The organism is Sharpea porci, from assembly GCF_009695655.1.
Taxonomy (GTDB): domain Bacteria; phylum Bacillota_I; class Bacilli_A; order Erysipelotrichales; family Coprobacillaceae; genus Sharpea; species Sharpea porci.
The window spans coordinates 46,186-54,917 of sequence record NZ_VUNM01000014.1 but is presented as its reverse complement, the minus strand read 5'-3'; the positions used below and the strand labels follow the sequence as shown (position 1 = coordinate 54,917).

Annotated in this window: 7 protein-coding genes, 6 tRNA genes and 1 riboswitch; of the genes, 11 read left to right on the top strand and 2 right to left on the bottom strand. The window is 38.8% G+C overall.

What is annotated here, in order from left to right; translation table 11 throughout:
- Nucleotides 1-910 (bottom strand): ISNCY family transposase (locus FYJ79_RS07285; protein ID WP_154516114.1); only part of this gene is annotated, 910 nt, incomplete at its 3' end.
- 332 nt (nt 911-1,242) lie between these two features.
- On the opposite strand from FYJ79_RS07285, the gene FYJ79_RS07280 reads away from it, so the two are divergent.
- The 6 genes from FYJ79_RS07280 (at nt 1,243) to FYJ79_RS07255 (ending at nt 1,890) form a co-directional block, all read left to right on the top strand.
- Nucleotides 1,243-1,319 (top strand) — tRNA-Ile (locus FYJ79_RS07280).
- Between the two features lie 18 nt (nt 1,320-1,337).
- Nucleotides 1,338-1,414 (top strand) — tRNA-Ile (locus tag FYJ79_RS07275).
- A 15-nt stretch (nt 1,415-1,429) separates the two neighbouring features.
- Nucleotides 1,430-1,505, top strand: a tRNA-Ala gene (locus FYJ79_RS07270).
- A 119-nt stretch (nt 1,506-1,624) separates the two neighbouring features.
- Nucleotides 1,625-1,701, top strand: a tRNA-Ile gene (locus FYJ79_RS07265).
- Nucleotides 1,702-1,721: 20 nt separating this feature from the next.
- Nucleotides 1,722-1,798: transfer RNA gene (locus FYJ79_RS07260), tRNA-Ile, on the top strand.
- A 16-nt stretch (nt 1,799-1,814) separates the two neighbouring features.
- Nucleotides 1,815-1,890: transfer RNA gene (locus tag FYJ79_RS07255), tRNA-Ala, on the top strand.
- Between the two features lie 226 nt (nt 1,891-2,116).
- On the opposite strand, the gene FYJ79_RS07250 is transcribed toward FYJ79_RS07255, so the two are convergent.
- Nucleotides 2,117-3,271 (bottom strand): aminotransferase class I/II-fold pyridoxal phosphate-dependent enzyme, encoded by a 1,155-nt coding sequence (locus FYJ79_RS07250; RefSeq protein WP_154516126.1) that lies wholly within the window; start codon nt 3,269-3,271, stop codon nt 2,117-2,119.
- A gap of 176 nt (nt 3,272-3,447) precedes the next feature.
- On the opposite strand from FYJ79_RS07250, the gene FYJ79_RS07245 reads away from it, so the two are divergent.
- The 5 genes from FYJ79_RS07245 to purC all read left to right on the top strand — a co-directional run bounded on the left by FYJ79_RS07245 (nt 3,448) and on the right by purC (nt 8,725).
- Nucleotides 3,448-4,107: a LytTR family transcriptional regulator DNA-binding domain-containing protein gene (locus tag FYJ79_RS07245; RefSeq protein WP_154516111.1), complete on the top strand. Its 660-nt coding sequence runs from the start codon at nt 3,448-3,450 to the stop codon at nt 4,105-4,107.
- A 39-nt stretch (nt 4,108-4,146) separates the two neighbouring features.
- Nucleotides 4,147-4,227: riboswitch (ZMP/ZTP riboswitch) on the top strand.
- 95 nt (nt 4,228-4,322) lie between these two features.
- Entirely contained in the window at nt 4,323-5,993 is a 1,671-nt protein-coding gene (locus FYJ79_RS07240) for a formate--tetrahydrofolate ligase (protein WP_154516108.1), read from the top strand.
- 20 nt (nt 5,994-6,013) lie between these two features.
- Nucleotides 6,014-7,486 carry a UDP-N-acetylmuramoyl-L-alanyl-D-glutamate--2,6-diaminopimelate ligase gene (locus tag FYJ79_RS07235; RefSeq protein WP_154516105.1) on the top strand — a complete coding sequence of 491 codons (1,473 nt, stop codon included), beginning with the start codon at nt 6,014-6,016 and terminating at the stop codon, nt 7,484-7,486.
- An 11-nt stretch (nt 7,487-7,497) separates the two neighbouring features.
- Nucleotides 7,498-7,983 carry a 5-(carboxyamino)imidazole ribonucleotide mutase gene (purE, locus tag FYJ79_RS07230; protein WP_154516102.1) on the top strand — a complete coding sequence of 162 codons (486 nt, stop codon included), beginning with the start codon at nt 7,498-7,500 and terminating at the stop codon, nt 7,981-7,983.
- A gap of 31 nt (nt 7,984-8,014) precedes the next feature.
- Nucleotides 8,015-8,725, top strand: coding sequence for a phosphoribosylaminoimidazolesuccinocarboxamide synthase (gene purC, locus FYJ79_RS07225; protein ID WP_154516099.1), 711 nt, complete (start codon nt 8,015-8,017; stop codon nt 8,723-8,725).
- Nucleotides 8,726-8,732 lie beyond the last annotated feature (7 nt).

Here is an 8,732-nt window from a genome sequence, read left to right as displayed (position 1 = left end):
CGCGTCTTAATTCTACTGGTAATCGTGATTGTAGTGTCTGGTTAACTCTTTCAACACGGCCTTTAGCTTGAGCCACGCTCGTTGTTTTTATTTCTATACCTAGCTGATGCGCTGAGTAGGCAAACTGAGTGAAAGTATCCTCGTTGTCTAAAGGCGCATTTTTTCTCTTATATTCGAATACAGTGCGTCTGTCGGTATAGAAGAGGGCTGGTATGCCCTTGTTCAGAAGAATCTGTGAGACAACGCCATAATAGCCTTTAAGCGTCTCCTGAAGGTCAAAATAGGCGCCGACGATTTCCCCTGTGGCATCATCGATTGCAACGTGCAGATGCCATATATCAGAGCCGTTCCATTTGAAGGAACTTGCATCCATCTGAATCATTTCACCCGCATATTTGCATCTAGGGCGTCTTGGGTGAGCTTCAGACTTTTCCACCTTGTAGATTACTTCCTTGATCTTGTTTCTTTCTTTTTCGCTTTTTGCACTCTTAAGCTTCATTTTCATCAGTTTCCTATGCTGCTTTTTTGTTTTTTTACGTGCTTTTGGTGAAAGAATGTTTTCTTCTCTCAGCCACTTGTTCACAGTCGTATCACTCACTTTCACTCCAAGCTCCTCATGAACAATCTCAGTAAAATGTCTGAAGTTAGTATCTCTGTATTTCTCCTTGTACAAGTCAATAATCTGTTGTTTTACTTCGGAAGAGAAAGTGATAGCAGGCTTGCGGTTCTTGTTCTTGTGCTGGAAGGCAGCTTTTCCTCCTTCGTTGTATTTAGCGATTAATCTGTTCACATTCCTGACAGTGCAATTGAGCCTTAATGCCACTCTTTTCTTGTTCCCGTTTGTTTCTACGAGCTTCTTGATAACTTTGTATTTGTATTCTTCCATATAGTTCAGATTTACCTTTCTCATGCAATACCTCCAAGTCTTATAGAATAGTTAGGAGATTATTGTAACATGCTTTTTTCAGATCTATCATTCAGGACACTTTCTTTCTTGGTACATAAAGACAATATCATGTTTGACTCACAGAAGCGATGAAAATGATGAATATTCAGTTTGACAAGGCTAACATTGTATGCTATATTTTATTCAGTTAGTAAATACTAACTATAACCTCTAAATAATTACACACACATGAATGAATAGAGCTACCCTGGCTCTGTTTTTTCTTTTTACCGCAAGAAAAAAAGGTGTTGACGGGATTAAGTGAAAATGGTATATTATACGAGCAGTCAGTTGATGGGCCTGTAGCTCAGTTGGTTAGAGCGCACCCCTGATAAGGGTGAGGTCGATGGTTCAAATCCATTCAGGCCCACCATTAATTGATGCAAGAAATGGGCCTGTAGCTCAGTTGGTTAGAGCGCACCCCTGATAAGGGTGAGGTCGATGGTTCAAATCCATTCAGGCCCACCATTTCTTTTATAAGATGGGGCTTTAGCTCAGCTGGGAGAGCGCCTGCTTTGCACGCAGGAGGTCAGCGGTTCGATCCCGCTAAGCTCCACCATAATGATTTCAAAGAAGTACAATGTACTTCTTTTTTTGTGATTGAAATGTGAAAAAACTTGTTTTTCTTATTGACGTATATATGAACGGGTGGTATATTATACGAGCAGTCTTCAAGACGGGCCTGTAGCTCAGTTGGTTAGAGCGCACCCCTGATAAGGGTGAGGTCGATGGTTCAAATCCATTCAGGCCCACCATCTCTAAGATTGCAAGAAATGGGCCTGTAGCTCAGTTGGTTAGAGCGCACCCCTGATAAGGGTGAGGTCGATGGTTCAAATCCATTCAGGCCCACCATTTCTTTTTATAAGATGGGGCTTTAGCTCAGCTGGGAGAGCGCCTGCTTTGCACGCAGGAGGTCAGCGGTTCGATCCCGCTAAGCTCCACCATGATGAATGTGAGGAAGTACGAAGTGCTTCTTTTTTTATATATGGAGGTGGCTTATGTTATTTGTGTCGTTATTCTTATTCTTTATCTTTTTAAGCTTATTGTTTGCATTAGTAAAAGGTATTATTCGTATTACTCTTGGCTTGCTTTTTTCACCTCTTTTACTTTTGTTTATTATCCTTATTATATATTCACTTTTTGTATCATAAAAAAGCTTGGGAAAAATTCCTAAGCTTTTTTAAATAGATCTGTATGACCCATGAGTTCACTAGCATGAGCAATCTGGTCATCATTTTGTACAAGCGCCATTCTGACAAATCCTTTGCCGTGTTTTCCAAATGCCGAACCAGGGACAACAAGGACACCTGTCTCGTTAAAGAGATCATAGGTAAATTGTTCATCATCTTGATGATAATGATCTGGTATTTTTGCCCAGACAAACATGGAACCCTTAGGAACATCGATATCCCAGCCGATTTTCTTAAATCTTTCCAACAAGAAATCACGACGATGGCGATAAGCTTCTCTTGTCGTTTCAACACATGACTGATCTCCAGTAATAGCTGTAATGGCAGCTTTCTGAATAGGGATGAACATGCCGTAGTCAAGATTAGACTTAAGTGCTTTTATGAGACTGATGATTACTGCATTACCAATCGCAAAGCCAACTCTTGCCCCAGCCATGCCATAAGTCTTTGATAATGAATTGAACTCAATACCAACATCCTTAGCACCTTCATATTCTAAAAAACTATGACCAACACCTTCGAACAATAATTCACTATAGGCATTATCGTGAAGAACGAGAATATCATATTTTTTCGCAAACGCAATAAGCTTGTGATAGAAAGCTTCATTAGCAATTGCACATGTTGGATTGTTTGGATAGGAAACAATCATGAGCTTAGCTTTTTTGGCATCATCGGGATTGATGGCATCAAAGTCAATAAGATAATCATTTTCTTTCAACAATGGCATATAGACAACTTTTGCCCCTGCTAAGAGTGGCCCATCTCTAAAAATAGGATAACAAGGGTCAGGAACGAGAATGACATCACCATCATTAACGAGTGTCATGGCAAGATGGGATAAGCCTTCCTGTGAACCAAGCAAGCTTGTCATTTCCGTTTTTCCATCAATATCAACATGATAACGACGTTTATACCATTGCTGTACAGCATCCTGTAATTCCGGCAAGTCAGTTATCGCATAAATGTAGTTTTTAGGATTACTTGCTTCCTTGCTTAAGGTTTCTAGAATAGCCTGATGAGGTGGGATGTTGGGAGCACCTATACTTAGGTCAATCACATCTTTACCTTCCTGTAGCCTTTGTGTACGCATATTAGCGAGTGTGGTGAAAATACTTTCACCAAAGAGATTCATACGATTTGATTTATACACACAATTCACTTCCTCTTCTTATATTTTCATATTATCTTTCAATTACCTGAAAAAAGCAAAACAAAATCGATAAATAATTCGGAAAAAGGTATTTATATTGGAAATAATTTAAGAATTTGATAAAATTGAAATAAGAAAAATTATGGAGAGAAGCTTATATGCGCATATTAATTATTACCCCAAACATGCATGTACAGACCCACCTCATTAATGAAATAACTGCCTTTCTCCCTGATACAATTGTTGACTGTTATGATAATTTAACGTCCTATCTCACCAATGAAATGAATTACCATCTCGTATTTCTTGATATCAATGATGATGAAAAACTCTTTTATGCTTGTAGAGTCTTTAAAGGGTGTGGCAATAAAATCGTTGTGATTAAACAGGGCAGTTTTTCTAATCTCTATCGCACTTGGCAAGCTGATTATTTTCTCAACCATGATATTGACCGCTATGAATTACGACATATCCTCTCATCACTCAATAACACACTCATCCATACAGTTCCTCTCTCAACAGCTCTTGGGAAGGTCAATATTAACCCACGAAGCATTATTGAGATTGTGAAACATAATGGCCAATCCACATTCTATACAACAAACAATCATCTCGATGTCAGCACACATCATCTCAAAAAATTCTTACAAGCCAATCCACGTATTGTCTTGCGTGTTAATCGATCACAATATGTTAATTTGCATTATATTGCGAAGAGAAAGGGAAGTTCGCTCTATTTATGTAATGGGCATGTTGCGAAAATTTCCAATAAGTTTATTCAAGAGAAAACATTCTTCACAGATGTCTATAAGAATTGAGAAATGACATTGTCAAATTGTATATTACATGGTAATATACTCGTGTCATACGACTGACGGAAGTGGAGTTTACCACAGGGAGTATTGATTGTTGAAGAGCCGACCGTCTGGGCCACCCCCAGGACGATTGAGCTCTTTTTTTGGTTTTGACGAAAGTGTTTAGTCGTTCTACAGATTTGTATTATAATGGGAATGAAAAAAGGATAGGTGAGATTATGTTAACAGATGTTGAAATTGCTCAAAGCACAGAAATGGAAAACATTAAAGATGTCGCAAGTCGCATTGGTCTTAGTGAGGATGACTTAGAATTATATGGTAAATATAAAGCTAAGATTTCCTTGGAAACGATAAAAAAGGTTGAGAATAAGAAGGATGGTAAGCTTATTCTTGTAACAGCAATCAATCCAACACCTGCTGGTGAAGGTAAGACAACAACAATGATTGGTTTATCACAGGCTATGCATTTATTAAACAAGAAGTCGATTGTTGCTATGCGTGAACCTAGCTTAGGTCCTTGCTTTGGTATTAAAGGTGGGGCAGCTGGGGGAGGATATGCCCAGGTTGTACCAATGGAAGATATCAATTTGCACTTTACTGGTGATATTCATGCCATTACAACAGCTAATAACCTCATTGCAGCCATGCTTGATAATTCCATCCAGCAAGGCAATCTCCTCCATATTGATACTAGACAGATTGTCTGGAAACGTTGCGTTGATTTAAATGACCGTGCTTTAAGACATATTGTTGTTGGCTTAGGTGGTAAGGCCAATGGTGTACCTCGTGAAGACGGCTTCGATATTTCCGTCGCTAGTGAAGTGATGGGTGTGCTCTGCCTTGCAACAAGCCTTCCTGATTTAAAGGCTCGCATTGCCCGCATGATTGTGGCTTATAATATGGATGGTGAACCAGTCACTGTAGATGACTTACATGCAACAGGTGCGGTGACACTTCTCTTAAAAGATGCCATCAAGCCAAATCTTGTCCAAACTCTTGATCATACGCCAGTCTTAGTTCATGGTGGACCATTTGCGAATATTGCCCACGGCTGTAACTCTGTCATGGCCACAAAGCTTGCCTTAAAGCTTGGTGATTATGCGATTACAGAAGCTGGTTTTGGTGCTGATTTAGGGGCTGAAAAATTCCTTGATATTAAGTGTCGTCAAGCTTCTTTACATCCTGATGCCGTTGTCATAGTTGCTACAATTAGAGCTTTAAAGATGCATGGTGGTGTGAATAAGAAAGATTTGGGTGAAGAAAATCTTGAAGCACTTGAAAAAGGTATTGAAAATTTAAAGAAACACATTGAAAACATTGGTAAGTTTGGTTTACCATCAGTAGTAGCCATCAATGCTTTCCCAACAGATACTCAGGCTGAACTAGAATTGTTGAAGCAGAAGGTTGATGCCATGGGTGTTGAGGTCGCAATTTCTGAAGTATGGGCAAAAGGTGGAGAAGGCGGTATTGATCTTGCCAACAAGCTATTGCACCTTCTTGAAACAAAAGAATCACATTATCATCCTATATATGAACTTGATTGTTCAATTGAAGATAAACTTAGAACAATTGCACAGGAAATCTATGGGGCTGATGATATCATTCTGGCAAAGAAAGTCGTTAATAAAATCAAGAAGTATACAGCACAAGGATTAGATCATTTGCCAATCTGTATTGCGAAAACACAATACTCACTTTCTGATGATCCAACATTGCTTGGAAGACCTCATGGCTTTAAAGTTACTATTTCTGATCTTATTCCTAATACTGGTTCAGGTTTCTTAGTTGCGATTGCCGGTAGTATCATGCGTATGCCTGGTTTACCAAAACAGCCAGCAGCTAATAATATGGATATTGATGAGGATGGAAAGATTGTTGGGCTATTCTAATCTGAAAGGACTTATGTTTTATGAAAGTAATTGATTTACTTGAAGGGCTGAATTATACGCTTGTTCAAGGATCACTGGATGGGGATGTTGAAGATGTTGTCTTTGATTCCCGCAAAGCAAATAATACTAATCTCTTTATTGCCATGAAGGGAGCTAATGTTGATAGTCACAAATTTATCCCACAAGTGATTGAACAGGGCTGTAAAGTGATTGTTGTAGAAGAAGATGTTGATGTCGCAAAGAATGTCACGCTGATTAAGGTGGAAGCCTCTCGTCAGGCACTGGCCTATATGTCAGCGGCACTCTTCCATCATCCATCTCGCGAAATGTGTGTGATTGGGATTACAGGGACTAAAGGTAAAACAACAACAGCACATATGATTTCAGCTATTCTTGAAGCAGCTGGTAAGCGTGTTGGGGTGATTGGGACAAATGGTATTGAATATGCAGGTAAGGTTGAAAAGACCAATAATACAACACCGGAGTCCTATGAATTACAACAGACATTTAGAAAAATGGTGGATGCTGGTATTGAATATCTGGTGATGGAATGTTCTTCCCAGGGCTTTAAAATGCATCGTACTGATGGCATTATATTTGATTATGGTTTATTTACGAATATCGAACCCGATCATATTGGTCCTCATGAACATAAAGACTTTAATGAATATAAATATTATAAGAGTCGTATCTTTGCCCAAAGCAAACAAGGCCTTATCAATATGGATGCGGATTACGCAGATGAGTTAAAGAATGGTGCAGATTGCCCAATGACAACCTTTGCGATTGATCGTGAGGCCACATATCGTGCAAGCCATATGCATTATGTGCGTGAAGCAGACTTTGTTGGGGTAGAATTCAATGTCACAGGACAATGCCATCTAGATGTCAAGCTTGCCCTGCCTGGCAAATATAATGTCTATAATGCGCTATGTGCAATTGCCTTATGTGACATGTTGGGAATTCATGAAAATGCGATTCTTGAAGCATTGAAGAAAGTAGCTGTCGCTGGACGTATGGAAATTGCCTTTAGTAATAAGGAGATGACTGTTATTGTCGATTATGCCCATAATGCTTTAGCGATGGAATCGCTTCTAGATACGCTAAGACAATATCAGCCTCATCGCCTTGTCGTTGTCTTTGGCTGTGGGGGCAATCGCTCAAAAGAGAGACGTTATGGCATGGGAGAGGTAGCTGCTAAGAAGGCTGATTTTTCCATCCTGACTGCCGATAATTCACGCTTTGAAAAAACGACAGATATTATTCAAGATATCAAGAGTACGTTAGTACCTCTTGGTGGTCAATATATTGAGATAGATGATCGCTTAGAAGCAATTGAATATGCCTTAAGTCATCATGAAATAGGTGATATGATTGCGATTATTGGTAAAGGAAATGAAGATTATAACGATGTAAATGGTGTCAAAACACACTTTTCAGATAGAGAAGCTGTTGACGAAGCTGTCAAGAAATATCACTTGGAAAATTCATAGGGGGTAAACGAATGAAAGCTGCAGTGATTATGGGATCTGCAAGTGATGCATCCAAGGTAGAGGGATGTATCCAGATTCTCAAAGATTTTGGTGTTGAAGTCAGTGTGAGAGCACTATCAGCACATCGTGCTCATGAGGCATTAAGCCAGTTTGTAGAAGAATGCAATAATGATGGTACAGAAGTCATTATTACTGCCGCAGGTATGGCAGCAGCCCTACCAGGGGTTGTCGCAAGCCAAACAGTATTGCCTGTTATTGGTGTACCAATTGCGGGAAGCAATTTAGATGGGATGGATGCTTTATTATCAATTGTTCAGATGCCAAGCGGTATCCCTGTGGCAACAGTTGCGATTAATGGTGGTAAGAATGCGGCTTATTTAGCTTTACAGATTATGGCTAATAAGCATGCTGATTTAAAAGAACAATTGTTGGCACATCGCAAACAGATGAATGAAGCTTGTCTTAAGACAAATGAAGAAATTTCTAAGAAGTATTAATGAACCAGAAACCAAAAGGAGAGAGAAGACAATGGAAAAAGGTAAATTATTATATGATGGAAAAGCTAAACAGGTTTATGCAACTGACAAAGATGATGAAATCATCATGCACTATAAAGATGATGCAACTGCAGGTAATGGAGTAAAACATGATCAGTTTGCGGGTAAGGGTGTCTTAAACCATACTATTTCAGGTATTATCTTTGATATGTTGACTGAAGCTGGTATCAAGACACACTTGATCAAGAAGCTAGATGATCGTGATGACTTAGTTAAGAAAGTCGAAATCTTCCCATTGGAAGTTATTGTTCGTAATATTACAACAGGTTCTTTCTGTAAACGTACAGGCTGTCCAGAAGGATTAGTTTTAGATAAGCCTATCTTTGAAATCTCATATAAGAATGATGAATATGGTGATCCATTAATTAATGAAGATCATGCACGTGCAATGGGCTTATGTACAGAAGAAGAATATGAAGAAATTAAGAGAGAAACATTAAAAATCAACGAACTCTTAAAGGAATTCTTCCTTTCATTAAACTTAAAGCTTGTTGACTTCAAGATTGAATTTGGTAAGGACAAAGATGGCAATATCTTATTAGCTGATGAAATTTCTCCAGATTCATGTCGTTTATGGGATGTTAATACAAATAAGAAATATGACAAAGATGTCTTTAGACAGGATATTGGTGATCTTATTGAAACATATAAAGCTGTTTTAGCGAGAATGCAAAATAAATAGGAGATAC